The organism is Brucella sp. NBRC 14130, assembly GCF_040371715.1.
GTDB classification, from domain to species: Bacteria; Pseudomonadota; Alphaproteobacteria; order Rhizobiales; family Rhizobiaceae; genus Brucella; species Brucella intermedia.
Map to the genome: position 1 here is coordinate 51,261 of NZ_BAABTE010000009.1, position 22,798 is coordinate 74,058.

Below are 22,798 nucleotides of genomic sequence, written 5' to 3' on the forward strand. Positions count from 1 at the left end.
GAGAGCGAACTTCCGGTTCAAAGAACAGCCGGTGCAAGGGACGTTACGCCAGCCGATGTGTTCAGAAACATGAAGAGAGATCAGTAACCGCCCGGACGACGTTCGCCGACGATGCGGCCTGAATAGGCGTCGACCATAACGATGACACGACGGCCATTTGGCCGTGTGGCGCGGACGAAATAAGTGTCGCGATTAAGGCGCATATCGCCGACATCATAGCCGCGGCGTTCCAGCGAGCGCGCGATACGGCGCGGGCTCATGATGTCGCGGCGACCGTAGTCATCGCCCCAGCCCGGGCGGCGGTCCGGGCCACCATCCCAACCGGGACGGGGACCCGGATAAGGACGCGGCGGGCGATAGCCGTCATCATCGTAATACTGAACCTGAACGCGCAGGCCGCTGTCGGCTGCGAGTGTGGGCGTCGCAAAACCGGTCGCGACGGTGGCAAGTGCGGCAAAAGCAAGAACAGCTTTTTTCATAACCGTGATCCTTTGATGAACCCGCTTTGCAGCAGGCATGGTGGGACATTAGCCCCAAGCGGCTGAACGCTCGCCAAAGATGATGTTCATTTTGGGTTCATTGTGCGGCGAATCCTCAAGAATGTAGCCCCCTATCGATCAGGAGTTATTACGCAGCGTGACAGCCCGTGTTTCATGAATCTTCGCGCGCTACTGGTCTTGAAATGAAAAAGAACCGTTCCCAAATGAGTTTTGCGGTCGCCTGGAAGGGGCCGCCGGCAACAAGGAATTCGCCATAAGGGAATTTCGCCGCCCTGCATGATCCCGGACAAGCCCCGGCGCTGTTTGGAAAAGATCATGCTGAACAAGCATCTTGTCGCTCTAAAGGAGGGCTAATACATGCGTCACGTAGATTTTTCCCCGCTTTATCGTTCCACGGTCGGTTTCGATCGCCTTTTCACCATGCTTGATACGCTCGCTTCGCCGGAAGGTAACCAGTCCTATCCGCCGTATAATATCGAGCGCACGGGTGAAAACACCTATCGCATCACCATGGCGGTTGCGGGCTTTTCCGAAAGCGAACTCGAAATCGAAGCACATCGCAACCAGTTGACCGTGAAGGGTCAGAAGGCCGACGAGAATGCTTCCGATATCGGTGAAGTTCTCTATCGCGGTATTGCTTCACGTGCTTTCGAGCGCCGTTTCCAGCTTGCCGACTTCGTGGAAGTCGCCGGTGCGAGCCTCAAGAATGGCCTCCTGCACATTGATCTCAAGCGCGAAATCCCGGAGCAGATGAAGCCGCGCAAGATCGAAGTCACCAAGGCTGGCTCGGAAAGCGCCCAGCAGATCGAGGCGAAAACCGCGCATTAAAGCATTCCCTGCAAAGTACGAAGAAGGCGGCGCTCAAAGCGCCGCCTTTTTTAGTTTCCATGCTTATTGAAAGGCGTCAGGCAATCAATTCGGCGAAGCGGTCCACGTCTTCTTCCGTATTGGCGAAGCTCGTGACGAAACGGGCGAAAATCTCGCCGTCGCTGATGCGGTTTACTTCCGAATGCGGCGGGTTCCAGTCGTAGAAAATCGCTCCGGCATTGCGCAGGCGGTCATAGACCGACTGTTTCATGATGGCGAACACCTCGTTGGCTTCCGGTTTCCAGGCAAGGCGCATCTGGCTCGACGCATTGATATGGCCGGCAAGGCGCGTTGCGAGCGCGTTTGAATGACGCGCCAGTTCCAGCCAGAGATTGTCTTGCAGATAAGCATCGAATTGGGCGGCCACGAAACGGGTCTTGGAAAAGAGCTGCGCTGCGCGCTTGCGGATGAACGGCAGGTCCCTGGCGCGTGCAGGGTCCATGAAGACCAGAGCTTCGGCGCACCAGCAACCGTTTTTCGTGCCGCCGAAGGAAACAATGTCTACACCCTGTTTCCAGGTCATTTCGGCAGGCGTCATGTCCAGGGAAACGAGTGCATTGGCAAAGCGTGCACCGTCCATGTGCAGCGGCAGGCCTGCATCGCGGCAGATCTTGGAGATGGCGGCGATATGCTCGGGCTGGTAGAGTGTGCCGACTTCGGTCGCCTGCGTGATGCTGACAGCCATGGGCTGCCCGGCGTGAACGAAGGCCGGATTGAACCGCTTCAGTTCGCGCTTGAGAAGCTCGGGGTCGATGCGGCCATGTGCGCCGTCAATCGGATGCAGACGGGCCCCGCCGGTGAAATATTCCGGCGCGCCGCATTCATCCTCGATCACATGCGCCTCGCGGTGTACCAGCGAAACACCCCCGGGCCGGTTGACGCTGGCAAGCGCCAGCGAGTTGGCGGCGGTCCCGGTTCCGACAAAGAATACGGCAACTTCACGCTCGAACAGTTCGTTGAACCGTTGCTCGACGCGCTTGTCGATTTCACTTGCGCCATAGGCTGCCGCAAAACCCGCAGCATGCAATGAAAGGCTCTCGGCGATTTTCGGATGGGCACCTGCCCAGTTGTCTGACGCAAAATGCACGTGTTCCTCCGGATGCGTTCAATCAGGCTGTCGCCAGCCCTCGTGTCTATGGCTGTCTACAGCATCGTTTGGAGAATCGGAATCACTTTTCGGAAAGCACGACGCGCCGATTTCACTGGGTTCCTGCGCTCGAGCGTATCCGTTAGCGCGCAACCTTCTGCAAAAGCGGTTGGGGCTGCTTGTGATAAAAATGCCGCCACGCTGCCTATTTTTTAGGCATCAAAGACGAAAACGGCGTGAGACCAAACTGACGCATTGGCCGCCAAACGCAATTTAAAGCCCACAAAATCACCGCTTTTGATATTTTATTACGGAAGTTGCCGAGAAAAATTGCGTTTCCATCTTGTGAGGCAATTTGAATTCTGTCATACGTAATTAGGACAGCAATGCTGTCCAATTAGAAGCTGATGCGAACGGAAGCGACGCAACGCTCTCCGAAAGTTTCAGAAAGAGGCGCCGGAACCCGCAGGCAGATCGCCTGGCGGTAACAGGCGCCCCGACCGCGACAGGAGGAATTCGAGTGCGCCGTTCCGGCGGGCTGGGTGTCGTCTGTCCAAGCCTGATGAGAATAAGGCGCTAAACATCGTTCCTCGCATCGGCTTTGCCGCTCGTCCGGAACCTCGTCCAACGCCTTGTCGATAAGGCTTCCTTTATATGCAAAGCAACGGCGGGATGGTTGTCACACCATCTCGGTATATACTGATCGCGCACCTCATGATGAGGGCCAAACGGAGGGAATGACGATGACGCATTTGACGCCATCTGTATCGACTGTGGTTTCTCACAACGTACAGAACGGAACGGTCAAAGCTGCGACGACCGCTCCCAACCGAACGACGCGAAAAACGAAAGCGGCGGGTTTGCCCGCAGCGCAAGGACTTTATGATCCGCGCAATGAACATGATGCGTGCGGCGTTGGTTTCATTGCGCATATGAAGGGCAAGAAGTCGCATCAGGTCGTGGAAAGCGGCCTCCAGATGCTGGAAAACCTCACCCATCGCGGTGCGGTCGGTGCCGATCCGCTGATGGGCGATGGCGCTGGCATTCTGGTGCAGATTCCAGATCGCTTCTTCCGCGAGGAAATGGCGCGTCAGGGCATCGATCTGCCGCAGCCGGGTCACTACGGCGTGGGCTATCTGTTCATGCCGCGCGATGCGCAACTGCGCGCCCATATTGAAGAGATCGTCAAGGAAGTAATCGCTGCCGAAGGCCAGACCTTCATCGGCTTCCGCGAGGTTCCGGTCGACAACTCATCGCTCTCCAAGGCGCCTGACATTGCCGCAACCGAACCTTTTCACGTTCAGGTCTTCATCGGACGCAATCCGATGCTGGAGACGGATGACGATTTCGAGCGCCGCCTGTTCGTTCTGCGCAAGGTCATTTCCAACCGCATCTATCAGGAAAACGACGGCGACGATAAGGGCTTCTATGTCGTGTCCATGTCGGCCCGCACGGTCGTCTACAAGGGCATGTTCCTGGCCTATCAGGTCGGCGCCTATTATCAGGATCTGAAGGACCCCCGTTTTGAAAGCGCGGTGGCGCTGGTGCACCAGCGCTTCTCCACCAACACTTTTCCATCCTGGCGTCTGGCGCATCCATACCGCATGGTTGCGCATAACGGCGAGATCAACACGCTGCGCGGCAACGTCAACTGGATGGCGGCGCGTCAGGCTTCGGTCGACTCGGAACTGTTCGGCAACGACATTTCCAAGCTGTGGCCGATTTCCTACGAAGGCCAGTCGGATACGGCCTGCTTCGACAATGCGCTCGAATTCCTGCATCAGGGCGGCTACAGCCTTGCCCATGCGATGATGATGCTGATCCCGGAAGCGTGGTCCGGCAACAAGCTGATGTCGGATGAGCGTCGCGCATTCTACGAATATCACGCAGCACTGATGGAGCCGTGGGACGGACCCGCCGCCGTTGCCTTCACCGATGGTCGCCAGATCGGCGCGACGCTCGACCGCAATGGCCTGCGTCCCGCACGCTATATCGTCACCGACGACGATTTCGTCATTCTGGCTTCGGAGGCAGGCGTGCTGCCGGTCGAGGAAAAGAAGGTCGTCAAGAAGTGGCGTCTCCAGCCGGGCCGTATGCTGCTCATCGATATGGAAGAAGGCCGCATCGTCTCGGATGAGGAAATCAAGTCGCAGATCGCGCAGAAGCATCCTTACAAGCAGTGGCTCGCCAATACGCAGCTCATTCTGGAAGAGCTGAACCCGGTCGAACCGCGTGCGCTGCGCAAGGATGTAAGCCTTCTCGACCGCCAGCAGAGCTTCGGCTACACGCAGGAAGACACGCGGATACTGATGGCTCCCATGGCCACGACCGGTCAGGAAGCCATCGGTTCGATGGGCACGGACACGCCTATCTCGGCCATGTCCGACAAGTCGAAGCTGCTCTACACCTATTTCAAGCAGAACTTCGCGCAGGTCACCAACCCGCCGATCGATCCGATCCGCGAAGAACTGGTGATGAGCCTGGTCTCCTTCATCGGCCCGCGCCCCAACATCTTCGACCTTGTCGGCACGTCGCGCCGCAAGCGTCTGGAAGTGCGCCAGCCGATCCTGACCAATGGCGATCTGGAAAAAATCCGCTCCATCGGCCACACGGAAGACCGTTTCGACACCAAGACGCTCGACATCACCTATAATGTCGGCGAAGGTGCTGCGGGCATGCATGGCGCAATCGAACGCCTTTGCGACCGCGCGGAAGCAGCCGTCCACGGCGGCTATAACATCGTCATCCTGTCGGATCGTCAGGTCGGGCCGGACCGCATTCCGATCCCCGCCCTTCTGGCAACGGCAGCCGTGCACCATCACCTGATCCGCAAGGGCCTGCGTACCTCGGTCGGCCTTGTGGTTGAATCGGGCGAGCCGCGCGAAATCCATCATTTCTGCTGTCTTGCCGGTTATGGCGCGGAGGCGATCAATCCTTATCTCGCCTTCGACACGCTGCTGGACATGCACCGCCGTCGCGAGTTTCCGCCGGAGGTGGACGAAGATGAAGTGGTCAAGCGCTACATCAAGTCCATCGGCAAGGGCATGCTCAAGGTCATGTCCAAGATGGGCATCTCGACCTACCAGTCCTATTGCGGCGCGCAGATTTTCGATGCGGTGGGCTTGCAGTCGAGCTTTGTCGATAAATTCTTCTTCGGCACGGCAACGAGCATCGAAGGCGTCGGCCTCGATGAAATCGCGGAAGAAACCGTACGCCGCCACCGCGACGCCTTCGGCAATGATCCGGTTCTGCTGACCGCGCTGGAAGTGGGCGGTGAATATGCATACCGCATGCGCGGCGAAGCGCATTTGTGGTCGCCGGATGCGGTGGCAAGGTTACAGCATGCGGTGCGTACCTCCAATCCGGAGACCTTCACCGAATATACCTCCATGCTTGACTCCAAGTCGGCGCAGGCGAAGACCATTCGCGGCCTGTTCAATATCCGCTTCGCCGAAGAACGCGGTCTGAAGCCGGTTTCCATCGATGAGGTTGAACCGGCGGCGGAAATCGTCAAGCGCTTCTCCACCGGCGCGATGTCGTTCGGTTCCATCTCGCGGGAAGCGCATACCACACTTGCCCGAGCGATGAATGCCATTGGCGGCAAGTCGAACACGGGTGAGGGCGGTGAGGAGCCGGATCGTTTCTATCCGCTGCCTGACGGCACGCCGAACCCCGAACGCTCCGCAATCAAGCAGGTGGCATCGGGCCGTTTCGGTGTGACCACGGAATATCTGGTCAATTCCGACCTGATCCAGATCAAGGTCGCACAGGGCGCCAAGCCCGGTGAGGGCGGTCAGTTGCCGGGTCACAAGGTCGACGCGACCATTGCCAAGACCCGACATTCGACGCCGGGTGTCGGCCTCATTTCGCCGCCGCCGCACCACGACATCTACTCCATCGAAGATCTGGCGCAGCTGATCTACGACCTGAAGAACGTCAATCCGGCTGCTGATATTTCGGTCAAGCTGGTGTCGGAAGTAGGCGTCGGAACTGTTGCCGCGGGCGTCGCCAAGGCGCGCGCCGACCATATCACCGTGTCGGGATATGATGGCGGCACGGGTGCCTCGCCGCTCACTTCGCTCAAACATGCTGGTTCCCCTTGGGAAATCGGCCTTGCCGAAACCCACCAGACGCTGGTGCTGAACGGGCTTCGCTCCCGCGTGGCATTGCAGGTGGATGGCGGCTTGCGTACCGGTCGCGACGTCATCATCGGCGCGCTGCTCGGTGCCGACGAGTTCGGTTTCTCGACCGCACCGCTGATTGCGGCTGGCTGCATCATGATGCGCAAGTGCCATCTGAACACCTGTCCGGTGGGCGTGGCCACGCAGGATCCGGTTCTGCGCAAGCGCTTCAAGGGTACGCCGGAACATGTCATCAACTTCTTCTTCTATCTGGCGGAAGAGGTGCGGGCGCTTTTGGCCGAAATGGGCTTCACCAGGCTGGAACAGATTATCGGCGAAACGGAGCTGCTCGAAAAGCAGGCCATGATCGATCATTGGAAAGCCAAGGGGCTGGATTTCAGCCGCATCTTCTACAAGCCTGAGGCCGAAAAGCACGAGATCTACTGGACCGAGCGTCAGCATCATCCGATTGAAGATGTTCTCGATCGTAAGCTGATTGCCGAGGCCATGCCAGCGTTGGAAGACCGCCAGCCGGTGAAGATCGACGTGGAGATCAAGAATGTTGACCGTTCTGCCGGTGCTATGCTTTCCGGCGAGGTGGCAAAACGCTTCCGCCACAAGGGTCTGCCGGAAGACACCATCGCCGTTACGCTTCGCGGTACGGCTGGCCAGTCCTTCGGCGCGTTTTTGGCGCGCGGCATCTCGTTCGAGCTGATCGGCGACGGCAATGATTATGTCGGCAAGGGTCTTTCGGGCGGTCGCATCGTCATCCGTCCGCCGGAAGACACGCGTATCGTTGCCGAAGATTCCATCATCGTCGGCAATACGGTGCTCTATGGTGCGCTTGAAGGTGAGTGCTATTTCCGTGGCGTGGCAGGCGAGCGTTTTGCCGTGCGAAACTCTGGCGCGGTGACGGTTGTCGAAGGTGTGGGCGACCATGGCTGCGAGTATATGACCGGCGGCGTTGTCGTGGTCATCGGGCAGACCGGCCGCAACTTCGCGGCGGGCATGTCAGGCGGTGTCGCCTATGTGCTCGACGAGGAAGGCGATTTCGCCCAGCGTTGCAACATGGCGATGGTTGAACTCGAGCCTGTGCCGGAAGAGGACGACATCCTCGAAAAGCTGCATCACCATGGCGGCGACCTCATGCATAAGGGCCGTGTGGACGTTTCCGCCAACATGACCCATCATGACGAGGAACGTCTCGTGCAGCTGATCGCCAATCACCTGCATTACACCGGCTCGACGCGGGCGAAGGACATTCTCGACAATTGGGAGAGCTATCGCCCGAAATTCGTGAAGGTCATGCCGGTTGAATACCGCCGCGCTCTGGAAGAGATGGAGCGTATGCGGATCGGTGTCGCGGCTGAGTAAGTGCTATCGTCAAAACGCAGTGCTTGTGCGCCTGGGATGGCGCACGGCACGGCGAGCCTCGCACAGCGAGAGGAGAATAATATGGGTAAGGTAACTGGTTTTCTTGAAATCGACCGGCAGGTGGCAAAGTACCAGCCAGCGTCGGATCGTATCCGTCACTTCCGCGAGTTCACCATTCCAATGACGGATGGTGAAGTGCAGAAGCAGGCGGCACGCTGCATGGATTGCGGCATTCCGTTCTGCCATGGGCCGACGGGCTGCCCGGTGCACAACCAGATCCCGGATTGGAACGACCTCGTCTATAACAACAACTGGGATCAGGCGATCCGCAACCTGCATTTGACCAATAATTTCCCGGAATTCACGGGTCGCGTCTGTCCTGCGCCCTGCGAGGAAGCCTGCACGCTGAACCTTGAAGATACGCCGGTTGCGATCAAGACGGTCGAACAGGCGCTCGGCGACAAGGCATATGAGTTGGGCTATATCGTGCCGCAGCCCGCCGCCAACAAGACCGGCAAGTCGGTCGCCATCATCGGTTCCGGCCCGGCGGGTCTCGCGGCCGCGCAGCAGCTGGCCCGCGCCGGTCACATGGTCGACGTCTATGAGCGCGAAAGCCGTCCCGGTGGCCTGCTGCGCTACGGCATTCCCGATTTCAAGATGGAAAAGCACCTGATCGACCGCCGCATCGCACAGATGGAAGGCGAGGGCGTCCGCTTCCTGTGCGGCGTGAATATCGGCGTGGATAAGCCGCTGCGCGGCCTCCTCGATACCTATGATGCCGTGCTTTATTCGGGTGGATCGGAAACGCCGCGTCCGGCGGGCATTCCGGGGGCTGATCTGGAAGGCGTGCATGATGCCATGCCTTATCTGGTGCAGCAGAACCGCCGGGTGGGCCGCGAAAATATCGAATCCGTCGCCTGGGCTTCGGCTCCAATTCTGGCTGGCGGCAAGCACGTCGTAGTGGTCGGCGGCGGCGATACGGCTTCGGATTGCGTGGGCACCGCGTTTCGTCAGGGCGCGGTCAACGTCACCCAGCTCGACATTCGCCCGCAACCGCCGGAAAAGGAAGACAAGCTCAGCGTCTGGCCCTATTGGGCGACCAAGATGCGCACGTCCTCCAGCCAGGCGGAAGGCGCATCGCGCGAGTTTCAGGTGGCGACCTTGGAATTCATCGGCGAAGACGGTCGTCTTACCCATGTGAAGTGCTGTCAGGTCGATGAAAAGCGCAAACCCATTGCCGGCTCTGAGTTCTTCATCAAGGCCGACCTCGCCTTCATCGCTATCGGCTTTGCCGGCCCGGCAGAAAACAGCGTGGTCAAGGAACTGGGCGACAAGCTCGAAATTGCCACCGACCGCCGTGGTTCAAAGTCGGTCAAGGCCAATGAGCGGGATTACCGCACCAATGTCGACAAGCTCTATGCGGCGGGCGATGTGCGCCGTGGCCAGTCGCTCGTCGTCTGGGCCATCCGCGAAGGCCGTCAGGCAGCGCACGCCATCGATGCCGATCTGATGGGGAGTTCGGTCTTACCGCGTTAAAGCTGCGATATTCCGCCTCTGGCGGCCTGCAAATGGCGTTGTTTTGCGCTTCCGGTGCTCATGTACCTTTAAGTACACTCCGCTCCGGTTCTCAAACTCCACCATTTTCGGCTCGCCAGCGCCGCAATCTCATCAGCTTTAAAGAGCGCACTGAAAATAAAAAACCCGGGGTCTCCTCCGGGCTTTTTCGTATCTTGGAGCATTTCCAGCAAAAGTGTGAAACGTCTACGCGGGGAAATCAGTTCATTGGACCGATTTCTTATCCCGCTTCGATGCGTTGGATAATGCGATAAAACAAATAGTTAGAGCGGTTCCGGCGATTCTGTTAGAACAGGAACCGCTCTAGCCGGTCAGCTTTGGCTGCGCCGTGACTTCATCACCAGATAAGCGACGGCGAGAAGCACGAACCACACTGGCGTGATTTTCAGTGCTGCCGCAGTATCCGGCTTTTGTGCCAATGCCCAGAGAATGAAGGCGAAGAAGGCAAAAACCATCACAACGGCTGCGCGTCCACCGGGCATCTTGAATGTAGACTTTTCATGCAGGTCCGGGCGCTTGCGGCGATATTGAAGATAAGACGCCAGAATGACCGACCAGATGAAGATGAAGAGCAACGCCGAAATCGTCGTGACGATGGTGAAGGCTTCAATGATGCTCTGGCCAGCATAAAGCAGCACCACGCCTGCGAGCAGGAAAATGCACGAGAAGAACAGAGCGTTGACCGGTACTTTTCGCTTGTTCAGCTTGCCGAACGCCTTTGGCGCGAGTTTGGACGTGGCGAGACCGTAGATCATGCGCGACGTCGAATAGATGCCGGAATTCGCGCTCGACGTTGCCGAGGTCAGCACGACGAAATTCACGACATGGGCGGCGATGCCGAGACCAGCGAGCGAGAACATGGCGACGAACGGGCTTGAACTCGGGTCAACCTGATCCCAGGGAATGACGGTGATGATGACGAAGAGCGCGCCGAGATAGAACAGCACCACGCGGATCGGAATGGAGTTGATCGCCTTGGGCAGATTGCGCACGGGGTCCTTGGTTTCCGCAGCGGCGGTGCCGACCAGTTCGATGCCGACGAAAGCAAAGACCGCGATCTGGAAACCGGCGACAAAGCCTAGGAAACCATTGGGGAAGAACCCGCCATGGTTCCAAAGATGCGCGACCGATGCTTGGCTGCCGTTCGGCAGGGTGAAGCCGGTCGAGAGCATGTAGACGCCGGCAATAATCAGGCCGACAATGGCAACGATCTTGATGAGAGCGAACCAGAATTCGATTTCACCGAAATTGCGCACCGTTGGCAGGTTGAGCGCCAGAAGCGTAAAAATCAGGCCGAGGGCCGGTATCCAGAGCGCCAGTTCCGGGAACCAGAACGAGACATAGCCCGAAACGGCGACAACATCGGCCACGCCGGTCACAATCCAGCAAAGCCAATAGGTCCAGCCGGTGAAGAACTGCGCCCAAGGCCCCAGATAATCGCCAGCGAAATCCGCGAAGGAGCGATATTCGAGATTGGACAGCAGGATTTCGCCCAGTGCGCGCATGACGAAGAACAGCATGAAGCCGATCACCGCGTAGACGAGCAGGATCGAAGGGCCTGCCAGCGAAATGGTCTTGCCCGAGCCCATGAAAAGGCCGGTGCCGATGGCCCCGCCAATGGCAATCAGCTGAAGGTGCCTGTTGGACAGATTGCGTGCAAGATGGGGTTCCTCCTCCCGATGTGGATCGACAGAAGGCTTTGATGCAATATTCATTCAAACGCCTCTTGTTTTCTGATGGACGCCAAGAACAATTCCCCGCTCATGCGAGTGATTGCGCCCTCCCTTGAGCCTTTTCAGGCCGACGGTGCCTCCTGATAGACGATGCAGACGCTTCTGGAAACAGCGCGGAATGTAGCAATTAGAATCATATTGGGTAGAGGAAGCCGCTGGCTATCAGTTAGGTGATAGTTCAATCATACTGATATGGGTGCAGAAATTAGGGATTTGCGCTCTTCTGCGGCCAGGAAAAATCATCTGCCCGACCGGGGGACGGCTTGCCGTCATTTCGGGGGAGGCGTGCGGCTTGCGGGCGCGCTGCGAGGCTGCCGCCCAGCAGGACTCCGCTTTCATCCTTGTCGATATCGCGAATGCTGACCGGCGCTACGCGATCAACCGGTTTAGACGGATCGTGGGCGCCCGCCGCGGGCAGGGGCTGATCCTCTTCCTTCGCCCCGCCGAGATAGGCGCGAAGCGGTTTTTCGGCATAGAAAGCAAGCTTGCGCTTGCCTGCCGAAGTGATGTTGATGCCGTCATTGCCGCGCAGGCGTGCGGTCTGGCCGTTGATATCGAAGCCAGTCTGGGTAAAATTGCCTTCTTCATCGACAAAACCATCCCAGACATCGGCGAATTTGCCTCCCGCCTTCTCGGTGGCGGTGCGGTGGATTTCGTTGAGCGCCAGCATGTCCTGCGACATGCCCTTCGGGCGGAAAGGCGGCTGGCCGATCCAGGCGAACGGGACGTGCCGGTCACCGATCGCCTTGATGAAAGCCGCGACGCGCTTCTGGTATTCTTCATTCCATTCCGGTGACCGGGGCGGCAGGCTCACGCCCTTCTCTGTCATTGCCTGCCTGTCATTGGAGCCGATCATCACGACAAGGGCAGCAGGCTTCTCCTCATCCAGTATCTTGCCGATATTGTCTGGCCAGTCGAAATGGTCATTGCGGACAAAGCCGGAAGAGCCGTTTATGCGCGATACGACCTTGAGATCGGGGTCAGAAGCGAAGGCAAGGTCGAGCCCTTCCGCAAGACCATTGCCAATGAAATCTCCGACAACCAGAATCTTCCTGGCATCCGGCTTCTTGTCCACGAATTCGACAGCGGGGCTCGCCACTGGCGGCGGTGTCGGGCGTGATGCGGGCGACGCCGCCTTGGGTCGTTTCGGCTTAGGCCGTGCACGCTGGGGAGCGGGCTGCTGATATTGCCGCTGCGGTTGCGCTTGCCGGGGGCCGAACAACAGATCGAAAAGCGTGCGCGGGCGCTCCTGCGCAGAGGCCGTGGCGACGGCTGAAAACAGCAGCGCTGCCAGTGCGAGCACCATGCCAGCAGCTTTCATCAGCTTCCGCAACTTTCGATTTTCGTGCATTCGTCTCGCCTTCATGCCTGTATATTAGCTCGACGATGTTGAAAAACAAAATGGGCGCACTTCTGTTGAAGCGCGCCCATTTGATCAATTCGCCAGTTTAACGGCGGCGCAGGACCGACAGAACTTCCTTGCTCGGATGGCCATCCGGCTGAAGTCCATTCCGCTGCTGGAAGGCTTCGATGGCGGCCCGGGAGGTGGAGCCGATCTTGCCGTCGATATTGCCGTCATAATAACCGAGCGCCTTCAGATGGGTCTGCAATTCCAGCCGCTCATTCATGGAAATGGGCGTGAACGGGCGGTTCCAGTCCTGCCGAAGCCCCTGATAGCCGCCGATACGGTCCGCGAGCAGGCCCACGGCCAGCGCATATTTGTCGGCGTTGTTATAGCGCTTCAACACGAAGAAGTTCTTCGTCATTAGGAAGGCTGGCCCCTGACGGCCATCGGGTACTTTCAGTGTCGCCTTTTCATTCGGATCGGGGAACGGGCGTCCGTTGGCCCGGACAATGCCGATCTGCTGCCACTCGGCAATCGAGAGCGAGCCGTTGGGGAACTTGCGTCCCTGCGGCAGGGCGACTTCGTAGCCCCAGGTGCGGCCGGGCTGCCAGCCATTGCGATGCAGCAGGTTCGCAGCCGTACCAAGCGCATCGGGAACCGAGTTCCAGATGTCACGCTTGCCATTTCCGTCCACGTCGACGGCATAAGCCTGATAGCTGGTCGGGATGAATTGCGTGTGGCCGAGCGCACCGGCCCACGAGCCGGAAAGATGGCCGCGGTCGATATCCCCGGTCTGGAGAATCTTCATTGCGGCAATGAGCTGCGTGCGGCCGTACTTGGCGCGGCGCTGGTCCGCATAGGCAAGCGTTGCCAGCGAACGCACTGCATCCCGCATGACGTCGTCGCGCTTGAGGATTTCGCCGTAATTACTTTCCATCGACCAGATCGCAAGCAGGATATTGCGGTCAACCGAGAAACGCTGCTCGATGCGCTGGAGCCACGGACCCCATTTGCGGGCCATGCTCTGGCCAACGGAGACCGACTGCTCGTTCACGCGATTATCGATGTAGTTCCAGACAGGCTCGGTAAATTCAGGCTGATAGCGCGCCTTCTGCAGCACCACCGGGTCCGGCGCATCCACGCCGCGAAATGCGCGGTCGAACGTGGAAGGCGAAACACCTGCCTTTATGGCGACAGGACGGAAGCTCGCGACCCATTGGCGAAATTGCGCATCAGCCAGTGCAGAACCGGTCGTAAGAGTTGAGGCGAGCGCAGCTATCGCAACCGTTGCAGCTTTCAGCTTCATTGACGGGCTCACCGTGAATGGAAATCGCAGCATTCTGTGTTTCCCTTCTGCAATCAAATTTAGCCGATACCGGCGCGTTTCCCTTCGACCTGGATTCTGCTCGCTCCGGATTGCATTAATCAATTAATACCATCCTGTGTTGAATTTGAGCCAGCGGAAAATTCCTGGTCGAACCGTTGAACGTTCAAATTAGAACCTGTCGGTTAGCAATTGGTTTACCATCGCCGCTTCAGGTAAGAATTTGCCCGAAGTTTCGAAAAATTTTTGAATCAAGCAACATTAAGGGCGGGTCATTGAATGTGATGGGATCGGTCCCGCAATTTCGTCGTTCTTTAATGAAAAGGCCTTATTTGAAATTCAGTCGTTTCAATGCTTTGATAGCAAATCTGAAATAGTGAAATCGAGGAGAGGAATGAGTTCGATCCGAAAAATTCGCAAGGCCGTGTTCCCTGTCGCAGGTCTTGGCACCCGTTTCCTACCCGCCACCAAATCGATCCCGAAAGAAATGCTGACGGTCGTTGACAAGCCCGTCATCCAGTATGTAGTCGATGAGGCGCGCGAAGCTGGTATCGAACATCTGATTTTCGTCACCGGACGCAACAAAGCAGTTATCGAAGACTATTTCGATGCGCAGGTGGAGCTTTATTCCACGCTCGCCGAGCGCGGCAAGACGGCGGAACTGGAGCATCTCCAGGATATCCAGCCGCAGCCGGGAACGACCAGCTTCACGCGCCAGCAGGTGCCGCTCGGCCTTGGCCATGCGGTCTGGTGCGCGCGCGAACTCGTTGGCGACGAGCCGTTTGCATTGCTGTTGCCGGATATGGTCATGCAGTCCAAGAAGGGCTGCCTGAAGGAAATGGTCGAGCTTTACGAAAAGACTGGCGGCAATGTCGTAGCCGTGCAGGAATGCGATCCGGAAGAGGCGCATAAATACGGCATCGTGGGCAAGGGCGAAACCATCGGCAGCGGTTTCGAAATCACGCAGATGGTCGAAAAACCAGCCAAGGGCACAGCGCCATCCAATCTCTACATCAATGGCCGCTACATCCTGCAGCCGGAAATCTTCGAGCTTCTGAGCAAGCAGGAAAAAGGTGCCGGCAATGAAATCCAGCTGACCGATGCGATGCTGAAGCTCGCTGACGCCCAGAAATTTTTCGGCTTCAATTATCAGGGCCTCACCTTCGACTGCGGCTCCAAGGCCGGCTTCATTGAAGCCAATGTCGCTTTCGCCTTGTGGCGCAACGATATTCGCCCCTCGGTGGAAGGCTCGATCGGCCATCTGCTGACTACAATCAAGCCAGCCTGATTAAATCCGGTCTGGACTCTGGTCGCGCCCCCTGAAAAGGGGGCGTTTTTTTGTGATTTGAGCACTATTTCGTGAAATTTGCTTTTCCGGACGACGATAGTAGGTATTTTGCCTAGTATGCATCCCAAAAAGTGTGAAACACCTTTTGGGCGCAATGATAAACGGGCTCCTCCCCACATAAGGAATAAAGCATGCAGGAATTCCAGCAGACGATGGGTGCGGGTGCGCTCATCTCGATAGCGGTTGGCGCTGTCCTCTTATTGCTTTTGCTCATCATCCGGTTTCGCGTTCATGCTTTCGTGGCGCTTGTGATCGTCAGCCTTTTAACGGCGCTCGCGACCGGCATCCCGGCGGGCAACATCCTGACCACCATCACATCGGCCTTCGGATCTACCCTTGGCGGGGTGGCGCTTCTGGTCGGCCTTGGAGCGATGCTGGGCCGTTTGCTTGAAATATCGGGCGGCGCGCAGGCGCTCGCCGATGACCTCATCCGGCGATTCGGCGAAGAACGCGCACCCATGGCGCTTGGCATCGCATCGCTGATTTTCGGCTTTCCGATCTTTTTCGACGCGGGGCTGGTCGTGATGCTCCCGGTGGTCTTCACGGTCGGGCGGCGCCTCAAGGGAAGCCTGCTGCTTTATGGTATCCCGGTTGCCGCAGCCTTTTCGGTGATGCATGTTTTCGTGCCCCCGCATCCGGGTCCGGTAGCGGCATCCGAGCTTCTGGGCGCTGACGTGGGGCTTCTCATTCTCGTCGGGATCGTCGTCGTCATCCCGGTCTGGTTTATCGCCGGGCACCTTTTCGGTGCGTGGATCGGCAAGCGGATCAATCTTCCCATCCCGGACAATTTCGATGCCGGAAGGGACGTGGAAGAGGCGGCGAACCCTCCGAGTTCCAGTCTGGTCGTATTGCTTCTTCTTCTGCCGCTGGTCCTCATTTTCATCAATACCGGTCTCGACTTCGCCCGCGCGCAAGGCTGGGTCAACGCCGATGCAAACTGGTATCAGCTGGCGCGAATGATTGGATCGACGCCGGTTGCTCTCCTGATTTCGGTGCTGGTGGCTTCCTACGTGCTGGGACCACGGCGCGGCACAGATGCAGCCAGCGTGGAACGCATACTCGATTCGGCGCTGGGCCCGGTCTGCTCCATCATCCTGATCACGGGAGCAGGCGGCATGTTCGGCGGCGTCCTGCGCGCTTCTGGCATTGGCGATGCCTTGTCCACTGCGTTCGCGAATACGGGATTGCCCGTCATCGTGGCGGGATTCCTGCTCGCAACGATTTTACGTGTAGCACAAGGGTCGGCAACAGTGGCGCTGATCACTGCTGCCGGGCTTGTTCAGCCTGCCGTTCAGGCTGCCGGATATCACGGACTTGAAACCGCAGCGATGGTGATCTCCCTTGCTGCGGGTTCTGTCATGCTGTCCCACGTCAACGATTCCGGTTTCTGGCTGGTCGGACGTTTCTTCAACATGGATGTGAAGACGACGCTGAAAACATGGACGGTTCTGGAAACCCTTATCGGGCTTCTGGGATTCGGCATCGCCTGTTTGCTGTTCTGGCTCGCCTGAACGCACCACAGCACGGCATCCCGGAAGGGATGCCGTTCTCTTTTCTAGCGCTGAACTTTTACGCCAAGATAGACACTGTCGGCTCTATATTCGCGGTCGGAGATGCGGCTCGTCAGGAATTCGTGACGCAGGCGCGCATCCAGTCCGACGAACCGGTTGATCCAGTAGGTTGCACCAATCTGTGCGCCGAGGGTGTAGTCGGTGCCGGTCCCGTCCTTGTTCTGCCGGATATTCGCGTCGAGCCTGCCATTGAGGCTAAGGTCGGAACGTATGCGGCGGGTCACCTCCAGGCTTGCGAAATGCAGGAGCGACCCGGCAATACCCGGCGTGGTGGAAGTATCGACCGTACTCTGGGCATAAAGGCGCACATCGGTTCCGCGCAGCGGTGACCAGTTGAGCGCAGCATTGACAGACGGACCGCTAACGTCGCCGAGACGGGAATCATCGCTGTTGGCGCGCATGTATCCGGCAGCGAACTCGCCGCTCAGTTTTTCGCCCATGTCGAGCATCAGGCCGCCGCGCAGTGCGAATTGCGATCCGCTGCGCTCATAGCCGTTGCTGTCCACCTTCTCGTCGAAGATGCGCTTGCCCAATTCGACTTCCGCGAAGGGTTTGATCGCCGGCGACAGGCTGAAGCCGCCGCGCAGCGTAATGCTGGCATAGGTGTTGTCGCGGTCCTTCTGGCTGACAGTGCCGCCGGACGACAGTTCGGCGTCACCATAGATATTGTGCTCGACCTGCCCGGTAGCGCTGCCGAAGAGCAGACCCATATCGCGTTCGATGCCGAGACTTCCATTGATGGTATGAACCAGCGGGCGTTGCAGCGCGCCGACCACCCCATTCGGGCTGGACGCGCTTTCACGACGCAACTGATAACCGGCACCGGTATTGACCGTCGTCTGGTCGCCGAGATCGAGCCGAAGCTTGCCCTGAATATCAACGCGCGGTTCGGAAACGTCTTCTCCCGAAATGGACTTGGACCAGGTGCCCGATGCGTCGAGCGTTGCCTGATGGCGCGCCCAGTCCGACTGCGCATTGAGCCGCAATGTTGTTTCATTGAGAACGGCGCTGGAACCGGCAGCGCTATTGTCGCCGTTGGTGGTAGCCCGGATACCCTGTTCGAGCGAGGGTCGCAGGACAAACGAACCGGTGCGAATGCCGAGCGGTGCGAACGGATCGGCGTCCTGTGTAGAACCGCGCCCTTGCTCGGGCAACTGCCGCAGATTTTCGCGCTGTGTCCGGCCCGTTTCCTCACCTGCCTCGGTATCGACCGAGCCGGCACGCATGTTGTCGGGTGGAATGGGCTGGCGGTCCTGCGGCACGGGAACCGTCGGAGCGGTTTGGACTGTAGTGGCCGGGTCAGCCGCCGTGGTGTTTTCAGGCGGGGTGTAACTGTCGTTGTCGGTCGTCTCGCCAGACCCGTCATCATATCCCGGCGCGGCAAGTCCGCGATTTGCCAGTGTCTCCGGCGAGGAGGCCGAAAGCACGTCCTCGGCAACGCTTCCGCGCAGATAGGCTTCCTGGGCAAATGCAGAACCATGACAAATTGCCAGCGCCACGCCCGACAAAAACAGGCATCGCAGCCTGCGGGCAATGGGCGTCGAACCGCCAGATGGGGTCTTGGCAAAAAGCATGTCGTGTTTTCAAACCGTCGCAACGTGGTGGATGAACGGTAAAGGCACATGGTTAATTCTTGGTTGCTGCGGCTCGCATCACGACGGTTCGGGCCACACAAATGTTTGGACAAGCGCCTGCGAAGAAGCTAACCCTTGCGGCCATGGAAAAGCTCGATCAGATCACCCCTCCGGCAAACGCAGAAGCGGCCATCGCGTCAGCGTTGCGTACCATAAAAACCGAAAATGCGGGTCTCGCCGCGCTGGAAGACGCGCTGAACAATGGCCTTTCCGCCCCATTCGTCGAAGCGGTGAAGCTGATCGTCGCTTCGCGCGGACGCCTGGTCGTGACCGGCGTCGGCAAAAGCGGCCATATCGGTTCCAAGCTTGCGGCCACCTTTGCCTCCACCGGCACCTCGGCATTTTTCGTACATTCGGCAGAAGCCAATCACGGTGATCTCGGCATGATCGGCCGCGATGATGTCATTCTGGCCATCTCATGGTCTGGCGAAACGGCGGAACTGAAGGGCATCGTCAATTATTCGCAGCGCTTCCGTATTCCGCTGATCGCGATCACTGCAGGCGAGAATTCGGCCCTCGGCCGCGCGGCGGATGTCGTGTTGCTGCTGCCGAAGACCGCCGAGGCCTGCCCGCATGGTCTGGCGCCCACGACCTCGACCATGATGCAGCTCGCCATCGGCGACGCGCTGGCAATTGCGCTGCTGGAAGCGCGCGGCTTTACCCCGAGCGACTTCAAGACTTTTCATCCCGGCGGCTCCCTGGGCGCAAGTCTGATCCATATCCGCGATATCATGCATCGCGGCGAGCGCCTGCCGTTGGTAAAGATGGGCACCTCCATGCCCGATGCGATGAAGGTACTGGCCCAGAAGAGCTTTGGCTGCGTCGTGGTTGTGGATGATGGCGGCGATCTGGCCGGCATTGTCACGGATGGCGATATCTCGCGCAATCTGAGCCGCAACCTAGCCGCGTTGTCGGTCGATGAAATCATGACGCGCAAGCCGAAAACGGTTGACCAGAACATGCTGGCGACCGCAGCCCTCAATACGATCAACGAAAATCACATCGGTGCGCTGATCGTCGTTGAGGCCGGTCGCCCGATCGGTCTCGTGCATTTCCACGATCTGTTGCGCATAGGCGCAGCCTGATAAGGCGTTCAAGCCGTTTATTTTCGCGCCAATGCGCACGCAATCCGGCCATCGAAACGATAGCCGGATTGCGTGAAAGTCGATTTGCGAGCCTCATAGAGGCTCATTTTCGGGAACTACCTGCAGTCGTCGCCCGGCCAGCAACCCGACGGGGCGACGATGGTTCCACGATCAGGGACGGACTGCGGGGGTAACGTCCTCGATCTTTTCATTGCCCTGGATCGACACTTTCACCATGTCCTTCCCGTCGATATCCATCTTCATGAGATCAACAGAACGGATCTGGCTGTTGTCGTAAGTGCGGAAGAAGTAGCGCTTGCTCTTCAAATCGCTGGCGCCTGTCCAGATCGTATAGTCAGCCATTACATTGCCGTTCGCATCCTTTTCGCCGTCTCGCGACGAGCCCTTAGGAATGTCGAACTGGTTGAGAATCTTGAAGACCTGAAGGACGGCGTCCTGTTCAGTCTTTGGCTGGAATACCGATTGTGAGAATGCAACCGCGCGAACGAAGCGCGATGGCGGCGTGAAATCGCCCGGCAAGCCAAGCATGCCCGAGCCCTGACCCGTCGGGACAATTTCAACCGAGCCGAGCTTGATCGAAGGCTTTCCCGTCATGGAAAAATTCGTGTACTGGCGCAGATTGTTCATATGGAAATCGAAGCCCGGTGTATTCGTGATAACGCCGAGGGGATTGTCATAGACATTCAGCTTGCCGCCGACATATTCAACGACAATGCTTTTTCCCGTCGCATCATGCACGATGTAATGTGCTTCCGGGGCAAAGCCCCATTGGGAGAATACCGAGGACGCTACCACGATATTCCCGATATTTTCCTTCACTTCATCGACGGTAGCAAAATTTCCGAGGACATATGACACGAATTCCCATTGGGAGATTGTTCGGTCAGAAACCTCAGCCGTATAGGGCATATAACCTGCGGAAGTGGGGAAATAGAACATTCCCGCACCCAGTCCCTTTTCGTTCAGGCCATCGAACAGGTCGGGCAGGCCCGCTCCATTCATGCCGACAGATGCGTATTTGGCAGTCCATTTCAGGCCGCCCTTGCCGTCAGGGGTGGTGCCGGTGCGCGAAAAGCCGCGCGGCACCATCATGATTTCTGACTTGAGGTCGAGGCCGAATTCGAGGGTTCGTGCGTAAACGACACTGCCGTCTGCCGCGATCAACCTGATGCCGGTGCACGCCTGGGCTGCCGGAATTACATTTCCCAGCATCAAGGCGCAGGCTGCGGCGATGGACGTAAACTTTTTAAAGGCTCGCCTTTGCATCATTTGTACTAGTCCTCATTGTATGTGGATAAGACGTTGTGGGTGTCCGGTTGGTCGTCTGTGCCGAACCTCGGCTGTCCTGTTGCCCGCGGTGACACGATCCCTCATTGGAGCGAAAGCGCTTCGCCCGGTTGGGTGTCCTTGATTTCATCTCATAACAAAACAAGCAATTGTATCAGTTAGAAGAAGTCCTCACGGCGGGACGTCTCATTTTATTCTTCATTTTATCTCACGAATGTGCTTTAACGTGCCTGCGCTTGCATAAATAAGTGCCCGCTATTTGTAGTTTTAGCGGTCATGCGTGCGAACGAAGGCTTTGCTCTCATCCCGCGCCGGGAATGAAAGTTGGCTGGCGTTACGTCTGTTATCGGTGTCTTGGCGGCGCGTTGCATGGTGGCAGGGGCAATGAGTAACGAAACCTTTATCTCAATCGCTATGGTGGAAGTCGAAGCGCGCAATGATTTCTGGCGCGAGGCCACTCGGCCCGTATTCGACACCATGCCCCTTTCGCCAGACAGCAAGGAACCGCTGGAGGGAGCGATAAGTTCTCGTCCGCTGGGTTCGATTGCAATCGGAACGGTATCGTTCAACGGCCAGCGATATATCCGCGATCACCGCACTATCGTGCACAGCGATCTGGATTATTATCTTATCCAGCTCTTTACATCGGGAAAGATGAACGGCGATTTCAACGGTCTCGGCGTGCGCGCCGACGTTGGCGATATCTGCTTTCTCGACCTTTCGAAAGCCTTCAAGAGCGAGGTCGATGCGGGCTCCAGGATTTCGCTTGCAGTCTCCCGGCGCGATCTTGAAAAGGTGATCGGGCCGCGCAGCCTCCATGGGGTCGTCCTGCGTGGGGATCAGCCAATGACCCGGCTGATCGCAACCTACCTCAAGGGGATACGGTCTCTTGAACGCTCCCTTTCGCCGGTGGAGGCTCTGGCATCGGAGGAAGCACTGATCGCGCTTTTGGCGGGAGCCGTGAAAGGGGATGCGCTGGAGTCCCTGGAAGATTACCCTTCCATGAGCATAGCTCTTCGTCAGAGGGTCCTGGCCTTCATCGATCAGAATATTGGTGAGCAGGAGCTGTCACCCGAGCTTATTCAGCAAAAGCTCAGGGTTTCGCGCTCCCATCTTTATCGTGCATTCGCAGAGGATGGCGGCGTGGCGAAGATCATTCGCGACCGGCGACTGGATGAAGCATTCAAGCAATTGGCCAAGCCGTCCAAGCAATCCCGTTCGGTCAGCCAGATTGCGTATAGTTTAGGGTTTTCGAGCGGTAACCAACTGCTGCGCGGCTTTCGTGCGCGTTTCGACATGACGCCGAAAGAAGCGCAGATCGAACGGGAACGTCTCCAGTTCGAAAGGCAGGCGAACAACGATCTCCACGGATATTTCACGGAGATGCTTAATCGCACCGTCAAGTCGTAGTGCATTTCGACGGGCTAATACACGCCGGTGCCGTCTTACTCGGCAACTTCGATTTCCAGCGAGAGCGGATCGAAGGCAATCACGCGGACTTCAGTGCCGACTGGCAGGTCGGGTCCTTTCACACGCCACATCGTATCGTTGATACGGATACGTCCACGCCCGTTGACGATGGGTTCCGTCAATGTGGCGCGCCGGCCGACCAGCTGCTCCCCGCGACGATTGAGAAAGGCCTCGTCGGCATCGGTGCTGCGCGAGCCGAACAACCGGCGCCCCGCCAGCACGAAGATGACAGCCAGAACAAGGAACACCACGGTCTGAAACTGCCAGCCGAATGCCGCCGTTGAAGACAGGAGAAAGGCGAGGCCGCCTGTCACGAGAGCCGCAAGCCCGAACCAGATGAAGAAAAAACCGGGCGCCAGAATTTCCAGAATGAGCAGGACCAGCCCGAAGACGAGCCAGTTCCATATGCCGAGACCGGATAGAAACTCAATAATCATGGCGCCCTCTTTCCTGGTT

Annotated in this window: 15 protein-coding genes; 7 read left to right on the top strand and 8 right to left on the bottom strand. The window is 58.1% G+C overall.

Annotated elements, in window-relative coordinates; genetic code table 11:
• Positions 1–80 precede the first annotated feature (80 nt).
• Positions 81–479 carry a hypothetical protein gene (locus tag ABWW28_RS18470; protein ID WP_006473193.1) on the bottom strand — a complete coding sequence of 133 codons (399 nt, stop codon included), beginning with the start codon at positions 477–479 and terminating at the stop codon, positions 81–83.
• A 378-nt stretch (positions 480–857) separates the two neighbouring features.
• Between ABWW28_RS18470 and ABWW28_RS18475 the strand changes: the two genes are divergently transcribed.
• Entirely contained in the window at positions 858–1,328 is a 471-nt protein-coding gene (locus ABWW28_RS18475) for an Hsp20 family protein (RefSeq protein ID WP_006469490.1), read from the top strand.
• A gap of 76 nt (positions 1,329–1,404) precedes the next feature.
• Here ABWW28_RS18475 and ABWW28_RS18480 read toward each other — a convergent pair whose 3' ends face one another.
• Positions 1,405–2,454, bottom strand: a complete 1,050-nt coding sequence (locus ABWW28_RS18480) for a threonine aldolase family protein (RefSeq protein ID WP_006469488.1) — start codon at positions 2,452–2,454, stop codon at positions 1,405–1,407.
• Positions 2,455–3,197: 743 nt separating this feature from the next.
• Between ABWW28_RS18480 and gltB the strand changes: the two genes are divergently transcribed.
• Both gltB and ABWW28_RS18490 read left to right on the top strand, forming a co-directional pair.
• Positions 3,198–7,949 carry a glutamate synthase large subunit gene (gene gltB, locus ABWW28_RS18485; RefSeq protein ID WP_006473192.1) on the top strand — a complete coding sequence of 1,584 codons (4,752 nt, stop codon included), beginning with the start codon at positions 3,198–3,200 and terminating at the stop codon, positions 7,947–7,949.
• 81 nt (positions 7,950–8,030) lie between these two features.
• Complete coding sequence (locus ABWW28_RS18490; RefSeq protein WP_022570088.1) at positions 8,031–9,485, top strand: glutamate synthase subunit beta; 1,455 nt, start codon at positions 8,031–8,033, stop codon at positions 9,483–9,485.
• A gap of 350 nt (positions 9,486–9,835) precedes the next feature.
• Here ABWW28_RS18490 and ABWW28_RS18495 read toward each other — a convergent pair whose 3' ends face one another.
• From ABWW28_RS18495 to ABWW28_RS18505, 3 genes are all read right to left on the bottom strand, one after another.
• A complete protein-coding gene (locus tag ABWW28_RS18495) occupies positions 9,836–11,239 on the bottom strand; it encodes an amino acid permease (protein WP_006473358.1) in 1,404 nt (467 codons plus the stop codon).
• 223 nt (positions 11,240–11,462) lie between these two features.
• The gene (locus tag ABWW28_RS18500; protein ID WP_113342354.1) at positions 11,463–12,608 is read right to left on the bottom strand and encodes an SGNH/GDSL hydrolase family protein; all 1,146 of its coding nucleotides are present in this window, start codon (positions 12,606–12,608) and stop codon (positions 11,463–11,465) included.
• A 97-nt stretch (positions 12,609–12,705) separates the two neighbouring features.
• Positions 12,706–13,941 carry a lytic murein transglycosylase gene (locus ABWW28_RS18505; protein ID WP_006473356.1) on the bottom strand — a complete coding sequence of 412 codons (1,236 nt, stop codon included), beginning with the start codon at positions 13,939–13,941 and terminating at the stop codon, positions 12,706–12,708.
• Between the two features lie 379 nt (positions 13,942–14,320).
• On the opposite strand from ABWW28_RS18505, the gene galU reads away from it, so the two are divergent.
• Complete coding sequence (gene galU, locus ABWW28_RS18510; protein ID WP_113342353.1) at positions 14,321–15,214, top strand: UTP--glucose-1-phosphate uridylyltransferase GalU; 894 nt, start codon at positions 14,321–14,323, stop codon at positions 15,212–15,214.
• Positions 15,215–15,405: 191 nt separating this feature from the next.
• The gene (locus tag ABWW28_RS18515; RefSeq protein WP_025091787.1) at positions 15,406–16,785 is read left to right on the top strand and encodes a GntP family permease; all 1,380 of its coding nucleotides are present in this window, start codon (positions 15,406–15,408) and stop codon (positions 16,783–16,785) included.
• Positions 16,786–16,829: 44 nt separating this feature from the next.
• On the opposite strand, the gene ABWW28_RS18520 is transcribed toward ABWW28_RS18515, so the two are convergent.
• A complete protein-coding gene (locus tag ABWW28_RS18520; RefSeq protein WP_113342352.1) occupies positions 16,830–18,419 on the bottom strand; it encodes an outer membrane beta-barrel protein in 1,590 nt (529 codons plus the stop codon).
• Positions 18,420–18,562: 143 nt separating this feature from the next.
• On the opposite strand from ABWW28_RS18520, the gene ABWW28_RS18525 reads away from it, so the two are divergent.
• Positions 18,563–19,564: a KpsF/GutQ family sugar-phosphate isomerase gene (locus ABWW28_RS18525; protein WP_063621283.1), complete on the top strand. Its 1,002-nt coding sequence runs from the start codon at positions 18,563–18,565 to the stop codon at positions 19,562–19,564.
• 171 nt (positions 19,565–19,735) lie between these two features.
• On the opposite strand, the gene ABWW28_RS18530 is transcribed toward ABWW28_RS18525, so the two are convergent.
• Entirely contained in the window at positions 19,736–20,854 is a 1,119-nt protein-coding gene (locus tag ABWW28_RS18530; RefSeq protein ID WP_247886243.1) for a linear amide C-N hydrolase, read from the bottom strand.
• 402 nt (positions 20,855–21,256) lie between these two features.
• On the opposite strand from ABWW28_RS18530, the gene ABWW28_RS18535 reads away from it, so the two are divergent.
• Entirely contained in the window at positions 21,257–22,282 is a 1,026-nt protein-coding gene (locus ABWW28_RS18535; protein WP_247886244.1) for an AraC-like ligand-binding domain-containing protein, read from the top strand.
• Between the two features lie 35 nt (positions 22,283–22,317).
• Here the strand turns inward: ABWW28_RS18535 and ABWW28_RS18540 are convergent, their stop codons facing one another.
• Entirely contained in the window at positions 22,318–22,779 is a 462-nt protein-coding gene (locus ABWW28_RS18540) for an NfeD family protein (RefSeq protein ID WP_113342351.1), read from the bottom strand.
• Positions 22,780–22,798 lie beyond the last annotated feature (19 nt).

Excerpts from the sequence above, each read along its gene's own strand:
- ABWW28_RS18495 (WP_006473358.1), bottom strand. The coding sequence starts at position 11,239 with ATGAATATTGCATCAAAGCCTTCTGTCGATCCACATCGGGAGGAGGAA.
- ABWW28_RS18470 (WP_006473193.1), bottom strand. The coding sequence starts at position 479 with ATGAAAAAAGCTGTTCTTGCTTTTGCCGCACTTGCCACCGTCGCGACC.
- ABWW28_RS18535 (WP_247886244.1), top strand. The coding sequence starts at position 21,257 with ATGAGTAACGAAACCTTTATCTCAATCGCTATGGTGGAAGTCGAAGCG.
- gltB (WP_006473192.1), top strand. The coding sequence starts at position 3,198 with ATGACGCATTTGACGCCATCTGTATCGACTGTGGTTTCTCACAACGTA.
- ABWW28_RS18530 (WP_247886243.1), bottom strand. The coding sequence starts at position 20,854 with ATGATGCAAAGGCGAGCCTTTAAAAAGTTTACGTCCATCGCCGCAGCC.
- ABWW28_RS18525 (WP_063621283.1), top strand. The coding sequence starts at position 18,563 with ATGGAAAAGCTCGATCAGATCACCCCTCCGGCAAACGCAGAAGCGGCC.
- ABWW28_RS18540 (WP_113342351.1), bottom strand. The coding sequence starts at position 22,779 with ATGATTATTGAGTTTCTATCCGGTCTCGGCATATGGAACTGGCTCGTC.
- ABWW28_RS18515 (WP_025091787.1), top strand. The coding sequence starts at position 15,406 with ATGCAGGAATTCCAGCAGACGATGGGTGCGGGTGCGCTCATCTCGATA.
- ABWW28_RS18520 (WP_113342352.1), bottom strand. The coding sequence starts at position 18,419 with ATGCTTTTTGCCAAGACCCCATCTGGCGGTTCGACGCCCATTGCCCGC.
- ABWW28_RS18505 (WP_006473356.1), bottom strand. The coding sequence starts at position 13,941 with ATGCTGCGATTTCCATTCACGGTGAGCCCGTCAATGAAGCTGAAAGCT.
- ABWW28_RS18490 (WP_022570088.1), top strand. The coding sequence starts at position 8,031 with ATGGGTAAGGTAACTGGTTTTCTTGAAATCGACCGGCAGGTGGCAAAG.
- galU (WP_113342353.1), top strand. The coding sequence starts at position 14,321 with ATGAGTTCGATCCGAAAAATTCGCAAGGCCGTGTTCCCTGTCGCAGGT.
- ABWW28_RS18475 (WP_006469490.1), top strand. The coding sequence starts at position 858 with ATGCGTCACGTAGATTTTTCCCCGCTTTATCGTTCCACGGTCGGTTTC.
- ABWW28_RS18500 (WP_113342354.1), bottom strand. The coding sequence starts at position 12,608 with ATGCACGAAAATCGAAAGTTGCGGAAGCTGATGAAAGCTGCTGGCATG.